15 protein-coding genes are annotated in these 19,945 nt (G+C 41.0%); 5 read left to right on the top strand and 10 right to left on the bottom strand.

The annotated features are described in order from the left end of the window. Positions 1 to 204: 204 nt before the first annotated feature. Positions 205 to 753, bottom strand: a complete 549-nt coding sequence (locus ACWPV5_RS07335) for an ECF-type riboflavin transporter substrate-binding protein (protein WP_000403160.1) — start codon at positions 751 to 753, stop codon at positions 205 to 207. Between the two features lie 18 nt (positions 754 to 771). Next, on the bottom strand, positions 772 to 1,620 hold the full coding sequence (locus tag ACWPV5_RS07340; protein WP_049497222.1) for an SAM hydrolase/SAM-dependent halogenase family protein: 849 nt from the start codon (positions 1,618 to 1,620) through the stop codon (positions 772 to 774). A 188-nt stretch (positions 1,621 to 1,808) separates the two neighbouring features. On the opposite strand from ACWPV5_RS07340, the gene trkA reads away from it, so the two are divergent. Both trkA and ACWPV5_RS07350 read left to right on the top strand, forming a co-directional pair. Further along, the gene (gene trkA, locus ACWPV5_RS07345; RefSeq protein ID WP_000691701.1) at positions 1,809 to 3,158 is read left to right on the top strand and encodes a Trk system potassium transporter TrkA; all 1,350 of its coding nucleotides are present in this window, start codon (positions 1,809 to 1,811) and stop codon (positions 3,156 to 3,158) included. A gap of 3 nt (positions 3,159 to 3,161) precedes the next feature. Beyond that, positions 3,162 to 4,601 carry a TrkH family potassium uptake protein gene (locus ACWPV5_RS07350; protein ID WP_454383113.1) on the top strand — a complete coding sequence of 480 codons (1,440 nt, stop codon included), beginning with the start codon at positions 3,162 to 3,164 and terminating at the stop codon, positions 4,599 to 4,601. 302 nt (positions 4,602 to 4,903) lie between these two features. Here ACWPV5_RS07350 and pflB read toward each other — a convergent pair whose 3' ends face one another. Further along, a complete protein-coding gene (pflB, locus tag ACWPV5_RS07355; RefSeq protein ID WP_000260631.1) occupies positions 4,904 to 7,228 on the bottom strand; it encodes a formate C-acetyltransferase in 2,325 nt (774 codons plus the stop codon). A 237-nt stretch (positions 7,229 to 7,465) separates the two neighbouring features. Here pflB and dinB point away from each other — a divergent pair, with 237 nt between their 5' ends. Beyond that, positions 7,466 to 8,527 (top strand): DNA polymerase IV, encoded by a 1,062-nt coding sequence (gene dinB / locus ACWPV5_RS07360; RefSeq protein WP_454383115.1) that lies wholly within the window; start codon positions 7,466 to 7,468, stop codon positions 8,525 to 8,527. A gap of 137 nt (positions 8,528 to 8,664) precedes the next feature. On the opposite strand, the gene ACWPV5_RS07365 is transcribed toward dinB, so the two are convergent. Beyond that, positions 8,665 to 9,510: an undecaprenyl-diphosphate phosphatase gene (locus ACWPV5_RS07365; RefSeq protein ID WP_261023036.1), complete on the bottom strand. Its 846-nt coding sequence runs from the start codon at positions 9,508 to 9,510 to the stop codon at positions 8,665 to 8,667. Positions 9,511 to 9,557: 47 nt separating this feature from the next. Beyond that, on the bottom strand, positions 9,558 to 11,447 hold the full coding sequence (locus ACWPV5_RS07370; protein ID WP_261025840.1) for a DUF2207 domain-containing protein: 1,890 nt from the start codon (positions 11,445 to 11,447) through the stop codon (positions 9,558 to 9,560). 138 nt (positions 11,448 to 11,585) lie between these two features. On the opposite strand from ACWPV5_RS07370, the gene ACWPV5_RS07375 reads away from it, so the two are divergent. Continuing rightward, on the top strand, positions 11,586 to 13,151 hold the full coding sequence (locus ACWPV5_RS07375; protein WP_001227300.1) for an ABC transporter substrate-binding protein/permease: 1,566 nt from the start codon (positions 11,586 to 11,588) through the stop codon (positions 13,149 to 13,151). Beyond that, complete coding sequence (locus tag ACWPV5_RS07380; RefSeq protein WP_261067496.1) at positions 13,151 to 13,891, top strand: amino acid ABC transporter ATP-binding protein; 741 nt, start codon at positions 13,151 to 13,153, stop codon at positions 13,889 to 13,891. Before ACWPV5_RS07375 ends, ACWPV5_RS07380 begins: the two co-directional genes overlap by 1 nt. Before the next feature lie 243 nt (positions 13,892 to 14,134). Here ACWPV5_RS07380 and ACWPV5_RS07385 read toward each other — a convergent pair whose 3' ends face one another. From ACWPV5_RS07385 to ACWPV5_RS07405, 5 genes are all read right to left on the bottom strand, one after another. After that, positions 14,135 to 14,350, bottom strand: coding sequence for a capsule biosynthesis transcriptional regulator (locus ACWPV5_RS07385; RefSeq protein WP_001130036.1), 216 nt, complete (start codon positions 14,348 to 14,350; stop codon positions 14,135 to 14,137). A gap of 828 nt (positions 14,351 to 15,178) precedes the next feature. Further along, on the bottom strand, positions 15,179 to 16,429 hold the full coding sequence (gene ilvA / locus ACWPV5_RS07390; RefSeq protein ID WP_261067497.1) for a threonine ammonia-lyase IlvA: 1,251 nt from the start codon (positions 16,427 to 16,429) through the stop codon (positions 15,179 to 15,181). A gap of 221 nt (positions 16,430 to 16,650) precedes the next feature. Then, entirely contained in the window at positions 16,651 to 17,673 is a 1,023-nt protein-coding gene (ilvC, locus tag ACWPV5_RS07395; protein ID WP_042751709.1) for a ketol-acid reductoisomerase, read from the bottom strand. Between the two features lie 65 nt (positions 17,674 to 17,738). Further along, on the bottom strand, positions 17,739 to 18,215 hold the full coding sequence (gene ilvN, locus ACWPV5_RS07400; RefSeq protein ID WP_001253803.1) for an acetolactate synthase small subunit: 477 nt from the start codon (positions 18,213 to 18,215) through the stop codon (positions 17,739 to 17,741). Beyond that, positions 18,208 to 19,908 (bottom strand): acetolactate synthase large subunit, encoded by a 1,701-nt coding sequence (locus ACWPV5_RS07405; RefSeq protein WP_454383129.1) that lies wholly within the window; start codon positions 19,906 to 19,908, stop codon positions 18,208 to 18,210. Before ACWPV5_RS07405 ends, ilvN begins: the two co-directional genes overlap by 8 nt. Between the last annotated feature and the right edge of the window lie 37 nt (positions 19,909 to 19,945).

Consider the following 19,945-nt stretch of genomic DNA (forward strand, 5'->3'; position numbering starts at 1 on the left):
TTAGCGCCAAAAAGATTCCTATCCTAGCTAGCTTACCTAACTAATCTATAAACATCGAAAAAGACTGGTTGCCCAGCCTTCCCCATCATTTTATACTCAATGAAAATCAAAGAGCAAACCAGAAAGCTAGCCACAAGTTGCTCAAAACACTGTTTTGAGGTTGCAGATAGAGCTGACGTGGTTTGAAGAGATTTTCGAAGAGTATTAGTCCTTTTTCAAACTTCCTGCACGAGTTTGAGTTCCTGCATAGGCAAGCAAGAGAAGAGTTCCTGCAATAGCTACAGATACACCATTAGCAATTCCCGCAACAATCCCTTGGGCAAATACTTTTTCTGCAGCTTCTTGATAAATCACAACATCTCCAAGTGGTGCCAAGACACCCCAAACAAGAGCATTTGCAAGTAGTTGAATGAGGTTAAAAATAAGAATATCTTTCCAGTCAAAGACACCATTGATCACGCGAACGTACTTTCTAAATAGCCCCACAGCTAGACCAAAGAGCCCACTAGCGATAATCCAAGTCCACCACAGACCATATCCAGCAAGAGAGTCCTTGATTGCATGACCAATCAACCCGACAAGCAAACCGATAATCGGTCCAAAAATGATAGAAAGTAGCGCTTGTACCGCATACTGAAGTTGAATGCTTGTATTTGGAACAGGGGTCGGAATATTGATCATCCCGATGACGACAAAGAGGGCAGCGCCAATTCCGACAGCAACAACTTGTTTAATTGTAAATTTGATTTCCATACTATTTATTCTCCTATTTTATCCTTCTATTTTCTTTATTTCAATGGTCCAAGATGAACCGACACCCACATTATAGGCCTTGGCAAAGGAACCTTGGTTAATTGCCAGACCTAAACGATAGAGAGAGTTGATGTAAAGGATGGGTTGCCCAATTCTCACATCCGCAAATGATTTGCCATAAACAACCTGATTTTGATAGACCAGCATATCTGCATGATAGATGGTCACTTCAAAACGGTCACCGAATGCTGGTTCCAGCTTGTAAAATTCTTCTCGTGTGATAGAGGTCCAGAGCGAACCAAAACGCACATCCAGAATATCAATAGCTCCCTTTACCAGATGATCTTCAATGATGGTCTCTACGACTGGAAGTTCCACAATCTGATCCACACTGAGCTCTGGTCCCACTTCCTCAAAAGTAATGTGACCGCTGGCTAGTTTAGCACCAGTATAAGCATAAACATCACGACCGTGGAAGGTATAAGAATGCTCTGTATTTTGACGTCTATTGGCCACTTCAGAAATTTCACGAATGGCTACAATACCAACGTGTTTCTTGATAAAAGAAAGCGTCCCATTATCTGGTGTAACAATGTATTGATTTTTTGCAGTCTTGGCAACTACACTCTTACGTTTCGAGCCGACACCTGGATCGACAACCGATACAAACGTCGTTCCCTCAGGCCAGTAATCCACCGTCTGAAAGAGACGATAGCTCCCCTCAAAAATATTATAAGGCGTGATATCGTGCGTCAAATGATGAATTTTTAAGGTTGGAGACTCTTCTAAAGCCACTCCAATCATAGCCGATACCGCACCATCAACCAGACCAAAGTCTGATTGTAATACCAGTAAATTATTATTCATTTTATCTCCTTGTATATCCTTTATCATACCATATTTCAGAGAAAGGTGCTAATAGCTATTTCAATTGATTAGGGTATAGTTTTACCTTATAGCAAATTTCCTACTAAAAACTCTGGTGATTAGCTAGTAGGTGCATTTTTTCTTGAAAAAAGGTATGATAGTTACATAATGAAGAAGTAGGTTTTATTATGAAAATTATCCTTGTCGGAGGGGGAAAAGTTGGTTCTGCCCTCTGTCGCTCCTTGGTTGCAGAAAAGCATGATGTTTTGCTGATTGAGCAAGACGAAGCTGTTCTCAATCATATTGTTAATCGCTTTGATATCATGGGTATCCTTGGTAACGGGGCCGATTTTACCATCCTTGAGCAAGCCAGTGTCCAGGATTGTGATATCTTTATCGCCCTGACTGAATACGATGAAGTGAACATGATTGCAGCCGTTCTAGCCAAAAAAATGGGAGCTAAAGAGACCATCGTTCGGGTGCGGAACCCTGAATATTCTAACTCTTATTTCAAGGAAAAGAATATCCTCGGTTTTTCTCTTATCGTTAATCCTGAGCTCTTGGCTGCCCGCGCTATCGCGAATATCATTGACTTCCCCAACGCCCTCTCTGTCGAACGTTTCTTTGGTGGACGCGTTAGCCTCATGGAATTCACTGTTAAATCCTCCAGTGGTCTTTGCCAAATGCCCATCTCTGATTTTCGGAAAAAATTCGGCAATGTCATTGTCTGTGCGATAGAAAGAGATCATCAAATTATCATCCCAAGTGGTGACATGACCATACAGGATAAAGATAGAATCTTTGTCACTGGTAACCGTGTTGATATGATGCTCTTCCATAATTATTTTAAATCTCGTGCCGTGAAGAGCCTTCTTATTGTTGGAGCTGGTAGAATTGCCTATTATCTACTAGGTATCCTCAAAGACAGTCGTATCGATACCAAGGTTATTGAAATCAATCCTGAAATCGCCAGCTTCTTTAGCGAGAAATTCCCAAACCTCTACATCGTTCAAGGAGATGGTACCGCAAAAGATATCCTGCTGGAAGAAAGTGCTCAAAACTATGATGCCGTTGCGACTCTAACAGGAGTCGATGAGGAAAATCTGATTACTTCTATGTTCCTTGACAGGGTAGGTGTACAAAAAAATATCACCAAGGTCAATCGTACCAGTCTCCTCGAGATTATCAATGCGCCTGATTTTTCAAGTATCATCACACCTAAAAGCATCGCTGTAGATACAATCATGCACTTTATTCGTGGTCGGGTTAATGCCCAGTATTCAGACCTTCAAGCCATGCACCATCTAGCCAATGGTCAAATCGAAACTCTGCAATTCCATATCAAGGAAGCCAATAAAATGACTGCCAAACCTCTTTCTCAACTCAAACTGAAAAAAGGTGTTCTTATTGCAGCCATCATTCGAAAGGGCAAGACTATTTTCCCAACTGGGGAGGATATGTTGGAAGTTGGAGATAAGCTCCTAGTAACAACTTTGTTGCCAAACATCACCAAGATTTATGACTTGATCGCGAGGTAAGAAATGAATAAAAGTATGATTCGCTACCTCCTTTCAAAATTACTTTTGATTGAAGCTGTTCTTCTTTTGGTTCCTGTGTCTGTCGCTGTCTATTACCGTGAATCGAGCCAAGTCTTTACGGCCCTCTTTTCAACAATAGGGATTCTCGTATTACTAGGTGGTTCAGGAATTTTACAAAAGCCCAAAAATCAACGGATTTATGCCAAGGAGGGAGTCTTAATTGTGGCCCTCTGTTGGATCCTTTGGTCTTTCTTTGGCGGTCTCCCCTTTGTCTTTGCTAGACAAATTCCCAGCGTTATCGATGCCTTTTTTGAAATCAGTTCTGGCTTTACAACTACTGGAGCAACTATTCTGAACGACGTTTCGGTTCTCAGTCGTTCCCTCCTCTTCTGGCGCAGTTTTACCCACTTGATTGGAGGGATGGGGGTGCTTGTTTTTGCACTTGCTATTATGGACAATGCCAAGAATAGTCACCTAGAAGTGATGAAGGCTGAGGTTCCTGGCCCTGTTTTTGGTAAAGTAGTATCCAAACTAAAAAACACTGCCCAGATTCTCTATCTCCTTTATCTAGCTCTCTTCTCCCTCTTTGTCATCATCTATTATCTAGCTGGCATGCCCCTATTTGATAGTTTTGTCATTGCCATGGGGACAGCAGGTACAGGAGGCTTTACCGTCTATAACGATGGAATCGCCCACTATGGTAGCTCACTGATTACCTATCTGGTTAGTATAGGAGTTTTGGTTTTTGGGGTAAATTTCAATCTCTACTACTACCTTATGCTCCGTCGCGTCAAGGCCTTCTTTGGAGATGAAGAACTTCGGGCTTACTTGGTCATCGTGATGGTTTCTACAGGCTTGATTAGCCTCAATACCCTCTATCTCTACCCAGGATTTTCCAAGAGCTTTGAAATGGCCTTCTTCCAGGTTTCCAATATCATTACAACGACTGGTTTTGGTTACGGAGACATTACCAACTGGCCCCTCTTCTCCCAGTTTATCCTCCTCTTCCTCATGGGAATCGGTGGTTCTGCTGGTTCAACCGCAGGTGGACTCAAGGTTATTCGAGGCCTCATCCTTTCAAAAATTGCTAAAAATCAAATTTTGTCAATCCTATCACCCCACCGTGTTTTGACCCTCCATGTTAATAAAACGGTGATTGACAAAGATACCCAGCATAAGATTCTCAAGTACTTTGTCATCTATTCTATGATTCTGCTATCCCTTATCTTTATTGTCAGCCTAGATAGCAATGATTTTCTGGTTGTGACCAGCGCTGTCTTTAGCTGTTTCAATAATATCGGGCCTATTCTAGGAACGACATCTAGTTTCTCAATCTTTAGTCCTATCTCAAAAATTCTCCTCTCCTTTGCTATGATTGCAGGACGCTTGGAGATTTATCCAATCCTACTTCTCTTTATGAAGAGAACTTGGTCTAAGAGATAAAATACAACCACACCTTGTGTCCTTACAAAGTGTGGTGTTTTTATTTTCATACTCTTCGAAAATAAAATTCAAACCACGTCAGCTCTATCTACAACCTCAAAGCAGTGCTTTGAGCAATCTGCGGCTAGCTTCCTAGTTTGCTCTTTGATTTTCATTGAGTATCAAATACCTCCCGCAACTCAACAAGTATCTTTGAATCTCGGTCAGACATTTCAGTACCTGACTTAAGGAATTTAAGATCCCAAAAAACAACCCTCAGTCGACTGACCGAGGGTTCCTTATTTCATTATTCAAGAACTTGATTAGCTCAATGCATCCAAGGCATCATCCATTGAAAGAACTTCGTGGAAGACACGTTGTGTCAATTCAGTTTTTTGTTCTGGAGTGAGGTATTTAGTGTTTACACAGTATCCAGAGATACGTACGATAACGTCTTCGCCTGACATGATCTTTTCGTAAACATCGTTCAAGTCCATAACGTTCAAGTTAACGTGTTGTCCACCGTTTTCAAAGTAACCATCAAGGATTGTTACCAAGTTATCAACTTGTTCGTCACGAGTCTTACCAAGAGCACGAGGTGATACTTGTGTAGTCAATGAGATACCATCAGCTGCGTAACTAAAGTCAAGGCTAGAAAGTGAGTTCAAGTTTTGCAACCATCCACCTTTAGCTTTGTTAGATGGGTTAGCACCTGGTGAGAAGAATTCAAGTTTAGACAAGTTCACAGAACCATCTTCGTTGAGGTATACACCTTTGTGAACTGGTGAGTTACCAGTTTGTTTAGAGTAAGCAACGTTAGATGTGATTGTCAAAAGTGATACTGTAGCTTCAGCGTCTTTGTAAAGTTTGTGGCTACGTAGACGAGTTGTGTAAGCTTCGATCAACCATTCTGCCAATTCGTTTGAACGTGGGTCATCTTCACCCCAACGTGGGTATTCACCGATTGTTTCGTAATCGTAGATGTAGCCATTTTCGTCACGGATTGGTTTAACTGTAGCGTACTTAATAGCTGACAATGTATCAACAGTGTTGGCAAATCCACAGATACCGAATCCCATGTTCGCACGTTGTTTAGTTGGCAAGAAGGCCATTTGAACAGCTTCGTAGTTGTACTTATCAGTCATGTAGTGGATGATGTTCAAAGCATCTACGTAAGTGTCAGTCAACCAGTCAAGAGATTTTTCAAAGTTAGCTTTAACTGATTCAAATTCAAGAACTTCGTCACGGATTGGTTCGATGTCAAATACTTTGTAGTCTTTGTGAACATCGTCGTAACCACCGTTCAAACCAGTAAGAAGGGCTTTCAATACGTTTACACGCGCACCGAAGTACTGGATGTTGTGGCGTTGCTCTTCATTTTCTGGGTCAAGTGGAGACACACAGCATGAGATACAGCTCATTTCACCATATCCGTCTTTAGCCATTGTTGTTACACCTTCGTATTGGATAGAAGAGTGTTTGTGGCTCATGTGCATACAGTAGCGACGGAAGTTGTATGGTAATTTGTCAGTCCAAAGAACTGTCAAGTTTGGTTCTGGAGAGTTACCGATGTTGTCAAGAGTGTTCAAGAAACGATAGTCCATCTTAGTAACACGGTGACGACCGTCGTTACCCATACCAGCCATAGAAGTTGTGATGAAAGTTGGGTCACCTGAGTACAATTGGTCATAAGCTTTTGTACGAGCAAATTTAACTGTACGAAGCTTCATAACGAAATCATCAACAAATTCTTGGATTTCTGATTCAGTAAATGTGCCACGAGCAAGGTCACGTTCTGCAAAGATGTCCAAAACGATTGGCACACGTCCTAGAGATGTAGCAGCACCGTTGATAACACGGCAGACAGACATGAAGGCGATGTTAACCCATTGGATCGCTTCTTTAACATTCATCGCTGGTTTGCGAACATCAACTCCGTAAAGGTCACCCAAGCGAACAACTTGTTGCAATGCTTGGTATTGAAGATTGATTTCTTCACGAAGACGGATTGTTTCTTCATCGATTTCTTCGATTGCATTCCAGTCGTTTACTTTTTCTTGCATCAAGTAGTCTGCACCGTAAAGAGCAAGACGTGCGTAAACACCGATGATACGTCCGCGTGAGTATGCATCTGGAAGACCAGTTACAGTGTGTGCGTGACGTGCGCGACGAATGTTTGAAGTATAGGCACGGAAGATACCGTCGTTAACTGTTGTTACGTATTTAGTGAAGATTTCGTGAACAGCTGGGTCTGGTTCGTATCCATTTTCTTTCAAAGTAGTTTCAGCCATACGGATACCACCTTTTGGCATGAAGTTCAATTTGAAGAGTTCATCATTTTGAATACCGAAGATAACTTCGTTTTCTTTGTCGATAAATCCTGCTGGAATGTCAGCAATAGATGTTGGACGAGTGTCCATTGGGAAACGAGTTTCTTCGTAGTGAGCCTTAGTTTCTTCTACAATTTTTTTGATGTGAAGTGAACGTTCTGTTGGTCCTGCAAGGAAGCTTTCGTCTCCATCATAAGGTGTGTAGTTAGCTTGTACGAAGCGTGATACACTTGCTTTTTCTTTCCAATCTACGCCTTTGAAGCCTTCCCAAGCTTTGTCAAAAATATCTTGTGCTTCAACAACTGTCTTAACAACCATGTTAATGTCCTCTTTTTTCTTTCTAGTAACAACCATCTGTTACATTCATGAGACAAGTATACCATACAGTAATCGTTTTCAACAAGTGGAAAACCTCTATTTTTACACTTTCTTTTCTAAAACAGTCTATATTTCATTCCAAACTGTATTATATTTTTGAAAAAACAAAGTCCTTTTTTCTTTTTTTCAGAAAAAAGGGTATAATAAAAGAAAATAAGCAGTAAAAAGGTGCTAGGCATGTTGATTTTTCCCTTATTAAATGATCTGTCAAGAAAAATCATCCATATTGACATGGATGCCTTTTTTGCTGCGGTAGAAATCAGGGATAATCCTAAACTCAGAGGAAAACCTGTCATTATCGGCAGTGACCCTCGGCAAACAGGTGGGCGTGGTGTCGTTTCCACTTGTAGCTATGAGGCGCGAGCTTTTGGTGTCCATTCAGCCATGAGCTCTAAGGAAGCCTATGAGCGTTGTCCCCAGGCCGTCTTCATCTCAGGGAATTATGAAAAATATAAAGCTGTGGGCCTCCAGATTCGATCGATTTTTAAGCGCTATACAGATTTGATTGAACCCATGAGCATTGACGAAGCCTATTTGGATGTGACAGAAAATAAACTCGGTATCAAGTCAGCGGTCAAAATTGCTCGCCTCATTCAAAAAGATATCTGGCAAGAACTCCATCTAACTGCTTCTGCTGGCGTTTCCTACAACAAATTCTTGGCTAAAATGGCGAGCGATTATCAAAAACCACATGGTTTGACAGTGATTCTACCTGACCAGGCTGAGGATTTTCTCAAACAAATGGACGTGGCCAAGTTTCATGGAGTAGGAAAAAAGACGGTGGAACGGCTTCATCACATGGGGGTTTTTACTGGCGCTGATTTGCTTAAAGTCCCTGAGGTAACCCTAATAGACCGCTTTGGCAGACTGGGCTACGACCTTTATCGAAAGGCTCGTGGTATCCACAATTCCCCCGTCAAATCCAATCGCATCTGTAAATCAATTGGGAAGGAGAAAACCTATGGAAAGATTCTCCGTGCCGAGGAGGACATCAAAAAAGAGCTGACTCTCCTATCAGAAAGGGTCGCTCTCAATCTCAATCAGCAAGAAAAAGCTGGTAAAATTGTCATTTTGAAAATCCGCTACGAAGACTTTTCAACTCTTACTAAACGAAAAAGTCTGGCCCAAAAAACACAGGATGCTAGTCAGATAAGCCAAATTGCCCTGCAACTCTATGAAGAATTAAGCGAGAAAGAAAGAGGTGTCCGCCTGTTAGGAATTACAGTGACAGGATTTTAATACTCAATGAAAATCAAAGAGCAAACTAGAAAGCTAGCCGCAGGCTGTACTTGAGTACGGCAAGGCGAAGCTGACGTGGTTTGAAGAGATTTTCGAAGAGTATAAAACCTTGAAGAGTTGCCCCTTCAAGGTTTTTCTTATACAAATAAACGGACAAAGCTATAAAGTAGCAAGATACTACCAAGCACGATACGGTATTTACCAAAAAGGGTAAAGTCGTGTTTTTTCACATAGCTGGTCAAGAAACGAATAGCGACCATACTGACTGCAAAAGCTACTCCCATCGCAACCAAGAGCAAGAACAACTGCCCAAAGCTCAAGAGCTGTCCTGCTTTCACAAATTTGAAAATCTTTAAGGCACTAGCTCCAAACATAACAGGAATTCCAAGATAGAAGGTAAATTCTGTCACAACAGAACGACTGGTTCCATTTAACAAACCACCGACAATCGTTGCTCCAGAACGACTGGTCCCTGGTAAAAGGGCAAGAACTTGGAAGAGTCCGATATAGAAAGCTGTCGTATAAGGAAGCTTGTCCAACTCTGTTACACTTGGCTCGATAGCACGCGCTTTATTGCGCTTTTCCAAATAAATAAAGGCAATCCCGTAGATAATCAACATGAGAGCAACAGAAACCATATTATGGAAGTGGGTATCAAACCAATCATCAAACTTAAATACAGCAAGCAAAGGTAAAGTAGCTACAAGAACTTTAGACCACAATTGCCAAGTTCGACGAACTTCCTGCTTGTCTTTACCCGGTTTAAAGGGATTGAGCTTGTTAAAGTAAATCACCATAACCGCTAAAATCGCACCAAGCTGAATCACGACATTAAACATAGACATAAAAGCTTCATTCTGATTTTGGTATTGGATAAACTCCTCTGCTAAAATCAAGTGACCTGTACTGGAAATCGGCAACCATTCCGTAATTCCTTCAACAATACCGAAGAAGATAGATTTTAAAATTTCAATAAGATACATAGATTACTCCTTTTTCTATCTTCCATTATAGCATATTTTAGCTCTCTTTAAAAGGCGCCGATACTGCCGCCACCTCCGCCTCCAGAGAAGCCACCACCAGAACTTCCACTTCCAGAAGATACAGAGTAGGTACTTGCTGTATTTGCAACGCTGGCATAATGGCTCATTTGCGCGCTTGAATGATAAAACATACTATGCCAACCATAAGCTACATAGAGGTTGATATCTGGATTTTCCACTTTAATCTGATGAACCTTCATCAAATGGCTGACCTTGTCCGCATAGCCAAATAAGGTCGCATAGACCAAGAGGCGATTCCAAACCACAATACTTTCCAATTCAGCCCGATCCAATCGTGCAATCTCACGCAACATATTTTCAAAACTGGTCCAGAGATAGTAGACTTCTGCTCCTGCTTCATTTAGGACACCATCACGATTATCTAATCGAAGCTTCCAATAATAGAAAACAGCTAAAACCAAACTTAGAAAACCAAGTATTGGCAAGAGGAGGTAAAGATAGCCATAAACATCCAAACTGTACAAGAACAAACCAAATCCGATAAATAGGGGCAAGATAGTCAAGACACCCATACCTACTTGCAAGGCCTTTTCCCCACCAGTTAAAGGACGATAGTAATCTGGGAGCCCCCAGAAGAAAACTCGACTTCTCACTCCTTCTTGCATCTGGTTCAATACTTCTTCAAAAGAAGATTTGAGCTGACGCCCCTTTGCTTGAATCCGTTTTTCATCAGAGACTTTGGCTCTACGATAAAGACTATCAGATACCTTGTAATCCGCAAACAAATTGGAAAGAGTTTCTTCTTTTTTGCCTGAAAAAGCTAGATTTAGGCAGTCTTTCTCAAAGCTTGACAAACCATCTTCTTTTACTAGCCTCAAACCAACTGCATCTCCTTCTGAAATAATAGACACATTCCCACGGTCTATCACATCTAACAAGGTAGCTTGAATAAGTTGATCAAAGGTAAATTTACCTGCTCCTTTTGTTAGAGGACTCACTTCCTCCAAGGAGGTCGAGTAAACCGCCTCTGATAAAACCATAGGCTCTAATTCCATTGGTGGTTCATAGAGACGATGATTTTTGGCATATTTGACGGAAGGAGTGGTCTTTCTTCTATAAATAAAATAAAAGCAAATACTCAGTAACAAGGAGATGGAAAGTATCGAAGGAAAGACCCTAGTAACGAGTTGTTTACTTTGCTCTTTTTCTTTAACAATCGAGTCTTCTATCTTATTAAACTCTTCTAAACGATTCCCTTTCAATCCCTGATCCGTAGCATTAGCAAAATCGGTCCGAGGCCAATAGGCATGTAACTCAACTCCACGCTTAGCCGGAAGATTGTCTAAACGGATAGTATAATCAAGGTTACTCTTTTCAACCGTTCCCTCTCTAAAAAGTTTCCCTGTATGGAAAAAGAGTTTTTCAGCCCCCTTGTCTCCCCTTACATGAAATTCAAACTTTCCAATAGCCCCTGAACTATCTGTTAAAGGTTGCCAATTTAATTCAGCGATATCATCATATAGGAAAAGCAAATTCTTTAAGTTCCAGACGAGGTCAACTTCAACTGTGTCACCTTCCTGACCTGGATTATAAACTTTAACAGTATAACCATCTGCTCCTTCTATCACTTCGCTCGTAACATCTGTCAGCTCAGCACCGTTTTTCGCAGCCTGAACCTTTGGATGAGAGTCAATGTCAAATCCACTAGGCATCTTGCCAGCACGTCCAAGTCCCACGATTTGGCCCTTAAAGTCCTCCTCAAACTGATAAACTATCCTTTGTCTAAATTCTGCCGTATTGTCTGCATGAATATACAAATCCCCTTGGTAAGAGTTTATCTTGAAATCAATGGCAAAAACAGAGAGTGGCAGAAGGCAAAACAAGCCTAACACCAGTAAGAAAAAAGTTTTTTTCATCAACTAAGCCCCCTTTTTATCTTTGCTATCATTATATCATTTTTTATCAAGTAAGGGCTTACCTATATTGAAAAATAGAGTTTTTTTCGATAAAATAGGAGACAGTTATTTTTTAATAGATTAGAAATAGGAGAAATCATGAGAAAAATATACTTATCTATTTTCACAAGTCTCTTGCTGATGCTGGGACTTGTCAATGTTGCCCAAGCCGATGAATATTTACGCATCGGGATGGAAGCAGCATATGCTCCCTTTAACTGGACTCAGGACGATGATAGCAATGGAGCTGTCAAAATCGATGGAACCAACCAGTATGCCAATGGATACGATGTTCAAATCGCCAAGAAAATCGCTAAGGACTTAGGTAAAGAACCTTTGGTTGTTAAAACCAAGTGGGAAGGTCTAGTCCCTGCCCTTACTTCTGGTAAGATTGACATGATTATCGCAGGTATGAGTCCAACTGCCGAACGCAAACAAGAAATTGCCTTTTCAAGCAGTTACTACACTAGCGAACCAGTTTTGCTTGTCAAAAAAGATTCTGCCTATGCAAATGCCAAATCTTTGGATGACTTTAACGGTGCCAAAATCACTTCTCAACAAGGTGTCTACCTTTATGACTTGATTGCACAAATCACAGGTGCTAAAAAAGAAACAGCCATGGGAGACTTCGCTCAAATGCGCCAAGCTCTTGAGGCTGGTGTCATCGATGCTTATGTTTCTGAACGCCCAGAAGCTCTGACTGCTGAAGCTGCTAACTCTAAGTTCAAGATGGTTCAAGTAGAACCAGGTTTCAAAACGGGGGAAGAAGATACAGCTATCGCCATTGGACTTCGTAAAGATGACAACCGTATTAGCCAAATCAATGCCAGCATTGAAACTATTTCAAAAGATGACCAAGTTGCCTTGATGGATCGTATGATCAAGGAACAACCTGCCGAAGCTACAACAACTGAAGAGACTAGCAGTAGTTTCTTTAGCCAAGTCGCTAAAATTCTTTCTGAAAACTGGCAACAACTTTTGCGTGGTGCTGGTATCACTCTTTTAATCTCTATCGTCGGAACCATTATAGGTCTCATTATCGGTCTTGCCATTGGTGTTTTCCGTACTGCTCCTCTCTCTGAGAATAAAGCCATTTACAGCCTACAAAAATTAATCGGCTGGATCCTCAATGTCTATATCGAAATTTTCCGTGGTACACCTATGATTGTTCAATCAATGGTTATCTACTATGGAACTGCCCAAGCTTTCGGTATCAACCTTGACCGCACACTGGCTGCTATCTTCATTGTTTCAATCAACACCGGTGCCTATATGACTGAAATCGTCCGTGGTGGTATCCTAGCAGTTGACAAGGGACAATTTGAAGCTGCGACTGCTCTTGGTATGACTCATAACCAAACCATGCGTAAGATTGTCCTCCCTCAAGTAGTCCGTAACATCCTACCAGCAACTGGTAATGAATTTGTCATCAATATCAAAGATACATCTGTATTGAACGTTATCTCTGTTGTCGAACTTTATTTCTCAGGAAATACCGTGGCAACTCAAACCTATCAATACTTCCAGACATTTACAATCATCGCCGTGATTTACTTTGTCCTCACCTTCACCGTAACACGTATCCTACGCTTCATCGAACGCCGAATGGATATGGATACCTATACTACAGGTGCTAACCAAATGCAAACGGAGGATTTGAAATAATGACACAAGCAATCCTTGAAATTAAACACCTCAAAAAATCCTATGGACAAAACGAAGTGCTAAAAGACATTTCACTCACTGTCCACAAGGGAGAGGTAATCTCTATCATCGGAAGCTCTGGAAGCGGAAAATCAACCTTCCTACGCTCCATTAACCTACTTGAAACACCAACTGATGGACAAATCCTTTATCATGGACAAAACGTCCTCGAAAAAGGCTATAACCTCACGCAATACCGTGAAAAGTTGGGGATGGTGTTCCAATCCTTTAATCTCTTTGAAAATCTTAACGTGCTTGAAAACACAATTGTCGCTCAGACAACTGTCCTTAAACGCGAACGTGCAGAAGCTGAAAAGATTGCCAAAGAAAACCTAGAAAAAGTCGGCATGGGAGAACGCTACTGGCAAGCGAAGCCAAAACAACTCTCAGGTGGTCAAAAACAACGTGTAGCTATCGCTCGTGCCCTTTCAATGAATCCTGACGCTATTCTCTTTGATGAACCAACATCAGCTCTCGATCCAGAAATGGTTGGAGAAGTTCTCAAAATCATGCAGAATCTAGCTCAGGAAGGCTTGACCATGATTGTCGTAACCCACGAAATGGAATTCGCTCGTGATGTCTCTCACCGTGTTATCTTTATGGATAAGGGTGTGATTGCTGAAGAAGGCAAACCAGAAGACCTCTTCACCAATCCTAAAGAAGAACGTACAAAAGAGTTCCTTCAACGCTATCTCAAATAAAAAGAAAAGGCTGCATCAACCGTGCAGTCTTTTTGCTGTCCTCATACTCTTCGAAAATCTCTTCAAACCACGTCAGCTTCGCCTTGCTGTAAGTATATGTTACTGACTCTGTCAGTCTTATTTACAACCTCAAAGCAGTGCTTTGAGCAGCCTACGGCTAGCTTCCTAGTTTGCTCTTTGATTTTCATTGAGTATCAAAATGAAAAGGCAGACCCTATTCAAGAATCCGCCATTATCCAAAGATTAATCTTCAAATTTTTCATGATTTTTTTCATAGAAATCAATTAAACCTAGAGCTGTTTCAAATGAAATATTTTTTACTTTTGCACGACCCTGCGCTAGAGCAATGATAGACATTTCACGCGCATTCGTTTCTTTAGAGATACGGTAGCCTGTGATTTTCTTATCACGAACCCAGCCAACAACTGATTCTACTTTTTCAAAGTTTGACTTAGCCATGTTCTTCTCCTATTTTCTTCTTTACGTTATATTATTCTATACGTTTTTATGTCTTTTGTCAATAAAAAAACATATATTCAATAAAACAAATGATTTCGAATCTTCTTACTTCCTTTTTAAAGCCGATAATATATAGGTTTTTACTTACTATAACCCAATAGTACGCTCCTAAAAAACAATTGTGTTATTAAACTTTAAACCTGTAAAAATATTCATGTATACTGAATGCCAGTTTCTCAATAGGATAGACAGGATTTACTATTTCATTCTATATATTCCTTTTAAATCAACAAGTCCACTAAAGATAGTCTTTCACTCCACACTATCTCTAAACCATTCCGTTTTCTTTCTCCTTCTTTGGTTCCTTTCCTGTCCTTATCTATATCTTATTCGTTTCACAACCGGTACTACTTACATTGTCCAATCTTGCACCTTCTGATTACATACCCGCTTTCCAGCTAGTCATTAAAAAACAGTATCACTAGCTGTTTCATGTCTAGCACTATTGTTTATCTCACGAGTTTTTTCAGCCGACTCACCTAACAACCATCTCACAAACATTGATTATTTTTTCTGATTCCTATTATATTTAGTGAAAATTCAAATTAGGGATCTATACAATTGGGGATTTCAAAAAATTTCCTTATATAGTAAGTAATTCTGTCGCCTTAATATAAACAGAATCAAAAATAATAGGTGCTATAGTGAGTTGTAGTAGAAATAGCACGATAGATTTCCTAAGTCCATAGGAATCGCCCCCTTTCTTCACTCTCATTATAACACCTATACATCAGTTGTGCAAATAATATGATATTTTTTTATTAGTCCTCAGACAAGCATATTATAGAGCGTTTCATTACCATTTAAGTTAATATAAGATGGATCAAAACCTTCCATTCGACGAATCAAGCCTGCATAATCATGCTTATCTGCCAAGGCAATCCCAATCAGTACAGGCCCTGTACCCTTGCTAGCTCGCTTGATATACTCAAAACGTGTGATATCATCATTTGGCCCCAGGATATCATTTACAAACTCACGCAAAGCCCCTGGACGCTGTGGAAAATTGACCACAAAGTAATGCTTGATCCCATCATAAATCAAGGCACGTTCTTCCATTTCTGGCATACGGTTGATATCATTATTTCCTCCAGAAATGATACAACAAATGGTTTTCCCCTTGATATATTCAGCCAACACCTCTAGAGAGGCGATACTAGCCGCTCCAGCAGGTTCTGCAACAATCCCTTGCTTAGAGTAGAGGTCAATCAAGGTTTCAGAAATCAACCCCTCATCGACACCTACTAAAGTCTGAACATGTTGGCGAGTTGCTTCATAGGTCAACTGTCCCACCTTTTGTACAGCAATCCCATCCGCAAATTTGTCAATTTCCTTGAGTTTGACTGGACCACCAGCTTCAAAGGCAGCCTTCATGGAACGTGCTCCATTAGCCTCTACCCCAATGACTTCAATTTCTGGACTTGTTTCCTTGATATAGGTAGAAATCCCAGCAATGAGACCACCACCACCAACAGGAACCAAGACAGCATCAAAATCAATCGATTCTTTTCGAGCTTCTTCTAAAATCTCATAAGCAACTGTCCCTTGACCAGCTTGAACATGGGCATCATCAAAAGGATCAATAAAGGTACGATTTTCAGAGACTGTAAATTCTTGAGCTGCTTTAGCTGAAGCATCAAAGGTATCTCCAACTAATTTAATAGTCACGAAGTCCCCACCAAAAAAGCGAACTTGACCAATCTTTTGTTGCGGCGTAGTAATGGGCATAAAAATAGTAGCAGGAATTTTCATCTCATTACAAGTATAGGCAACTCCCTGCGCATGATTTCCCGCAGAGGCACAGACTACCCCACGCTCACGTTCTTCCTTGCTGAGCTGAGAAATAGCATAATAGGCACCACGAATTTTAAAAGAACGAACACGTTGGGCATTTTCCTTTTTCAAATAAATCTTAGCACCATACTTCTCCGATAAATAATGGTCGTAATCCAGTGGGGTATTCACAACCACACCGTTCAAGACTTTATGAGCCTTGATTATATCTTTTGAACTTAACATCATTTTCTCCTAGACTATTTCAAACTTATACTCTTCGAAAATCAAATTCAAACCACGTCAGCTTCACCTTGCTGTACTCAAGTACAGCCTACGGCTAGCTTCCTAGTTTGCTCTTTGATTTTCATTGAGTATTATCTCAATTCATCCTCTTAAAAAGAGAGATGAATTGATTATAAAAGCGAGTTAGTCCCCCAACTCGCCTTCACCTTAATTTCTATCAATTAGTTATAGATTTTGAATGCATCATCGTCGTTTTTACCAACGAAAGGCATTGCTTTACGCAATTCTGCACCAACTTTTTCAATTTCAAGGTTAGCTGCTTGTTCACGGTAAGCAGTCAATTTTGGACGTCCAGCTTTATAGTCATTTACAAAGTCATTTGCAAATTTACCATTTTGAATGTCTGCCAAGACAGCCTTCATATTTTCTTTAACTTGTTCAGTGATTACACGTGGACCTGATACATAGTCACCGTACTCAGCAGTGTTTGAAATTGATTGACGCATTTTCTTGAATCCACCTTCGTAGATCAAGTCAACGATTAATTTCATTTCGTGAAGAACTTCAAAGTAAGCCAATTCTGGAGCGTAACCTGCTTCTGTCAAAACTTCGAAACCTGCTTCGATAAGGGCAGTCAAACCACCACAAAGTACAGCTTGTTCACCAAACAAATCTTCTTCAGTTTCTTCTTTGTATGTTGTTTCAAGAAGACCTACACGAGCTGCTCCAACACCTTTACACCAGTCCATAGCAATATTTTTAGCATTTCCTGTTGCATCTTGGTATACTGCATAAAGAGCTGGAACACCAAATCCGTCTTCATAAGTACGACGTACCAAGTGTCCTGGTCCTTTAGGAGCACACATAAAGACATCTACATCCGCAGGAACTTTGATAAATTCGAAGTGAATGTTGAAACCATGAGCAAATCCAACGGCATTTCCAGCTTCCAAGTTTGGAGCGATTTCTGCTTCGTACAATTCTTGTTGGATTTCGTCTGGTGCCAAAATCATGATAACGTCAGCCAATTTAGTTGCTTCTGCTACTGTGTAAGTGTCAAATCCGTCTTCTTTTGCTTTATCAAAAGATTTACCTGGACGTACACCGATGATGACATCGCGACCTGAATCACGCAAGTTTTGAGCATGCGCATGTCCTTGTGAACCATAACCGATAACAGCGATTTTTTTACCGTCAAGTGCTGCTACTTTAACATCTTTTTCGTATTCCATTTGAACTGCCATAGTTTTTCTCTCTTTTCTATTATTTATTGCCTTTTAGGCTGGTTTAACAAATTTAAGTTGGATTTTTAATCGCGGGTAAATCCAGTTGCACCCGTACGAGCAATATTGCGAATACCGTATGGTCGAATGACTCTCAATAGAGCTTCACTCTTTTCAGCATTTCCTGTCATTTGAATGGTAATCGAGCTTGGCGCTACGTCTACCACTGTTGCACGGAAAGGTTGAATAATCGCTAGAATCTCAGCTCGTTTCTCAGCTGGTGCTGACATCTTAACCAAAATTACCTCGCGCTCCAAATGAGGCTTGTCTGTAATATCACGAATGCGAATCACATCAATCTGACGATTGAGTTGCTTAATGATTTGCTCCACTTCATCATGTGAAGCTACATCAATAATAATGGTGATGCGCGATACATTCGGATCTTCTGTTGCTCCAACAGAGATACTTTCGATATTAACCTGACGACGAGACAGGACACCGGTAAAGCGATTGAGGACGCCTGAACGATTTTGTAGTTTTGCTGTTAACATTCTACGCATGGAACTTTACCCCCAACATCTCATGATTACTCTTACCAGCTGGTACCATTGGTAGCACCTGTTCCTTACGAGAAATATCTACCTCGATTAGCATAGGAACATCCTCAGTGATGACTTCAAGGTCTTGATCCAAGGTCTCAGGATTGTCAAACTTATAGTTTTTAATACCGTAAGCTTGTGCCATCAATTGGAAATCAGGAAGGGTGTCAAAGACTGACTCTGATGTTCTACCTTCATAGAAGGATTCCTGCCACTGGCGAACCATTCCAAGTGAGTGGTTGTTCAGCATAACCACCTTGATTGGCACCTTGTAAATGTTCAAAATAGCCAATTCCTGGTTAGTCATTTGGAAACCACCATCCCCAACAAACAAGACTACTTCCTTATCTGGGTTAGCAATTTTAGCACCGATTGCTGCTGGGATTCCAAATCCCATGGTTCCTAAACCACCTGAAGTCACTAACTGACGTTCATTTTGGTAGGGATAATACTGGGCTGTCCACATTTGGTGTTGACCAACGTCTGTTACCACAATGGCATCTCCATTCGTCAATTCACCAATTCGTTCAATAACGGCTTGCGGTTGAACCACACGCTCTTTCTTGTCATAAGAACGAACACGGTTCTTGTCTTTAGTGACTTTTTCAATCCATTTCTCAGTATTGTTATGAACTGTTGGTTCGGCCAGCAACATTTGCAAGGCTTTCTTAGCATCTCCAACTACAGGAATATCTGCACTGATAATCTTGCCAATCTCAGCTGGATCAATATCAATGTGGGCAACCTTGGCATTCTTAGCAAAGGTCTTAGGATTCCCCGTCAAGCGGTCATCAAAACGGCAACCAATACTAATCATAAAGTCCGCTTCCGTCATGGCAATATTAGCTGCGAATGACCCGTGCATGCCTCCCATTCCAAGGAAGAGTGGATGACTCGTTGCGATCGTTCCTTGTCCCAAAAGACTGCTTACCACTGGAATTTGATAGCGTTCTGCAAATTCATTTAGTTCCGCAGCCGCTTCAGCATAACTAATCCCACCACCAGCTAACAAGACTGGTTTTTTAGCCTTGGATAATTGCTTCAAGATTTTCTTGATTTGCATATCATTTGGCTCAAGAGTTGGCTGATAGCTTGGTAGGTTCACTTCTGGTGAATAGATGAAGTCCGTTTCTAAAGCAGATACGTCTTTAGGTAGGTCAATGACAACTGGCCCTGGACGTCCTGTAGTTGCGATATGGACAGCTTCCGTAATGATTCGAGGGATATCAGCTGTCTCACGAACTTGGTAATTGTACTTAGTGATTGGCATGGTAATTCCCACAATGTCTGCCTCCTGAAAGGCATCCTTCCCAATACCTGCTCGCGCCACCTGACCTGTAAAGACCAAAAGGGGAACGCTATCGCTCATGGCATCCGCAATCCCTGTAATGGCATTTGTTGCTCCTGGTCCGCTAGTGACGACGGCAACACCCAACTTTCCAGTTGATTTGGCATAACCTTCAGCTTCATGCAGACAACCTTGCTCATGGCGTCCTAGAATGTGGCGAATGCCTTTAAAATTATATATCGCATCATAAAAAGGCAAGACCGCACCACCAGGATAACCAAAGATGGTATCAATTCCTAAATCACGAAGTGTTTCCAAAACTAGGTCCGACCCCGTCTTAGGAGATTCTAAACTGATTTTCTCCATTGTTCCCCTTTCTTTCCTCTTAAAAATAACTTGTTAC

The organism is Streptococcus sp. Marseille-Q7156, assembly GCF_965119495.1.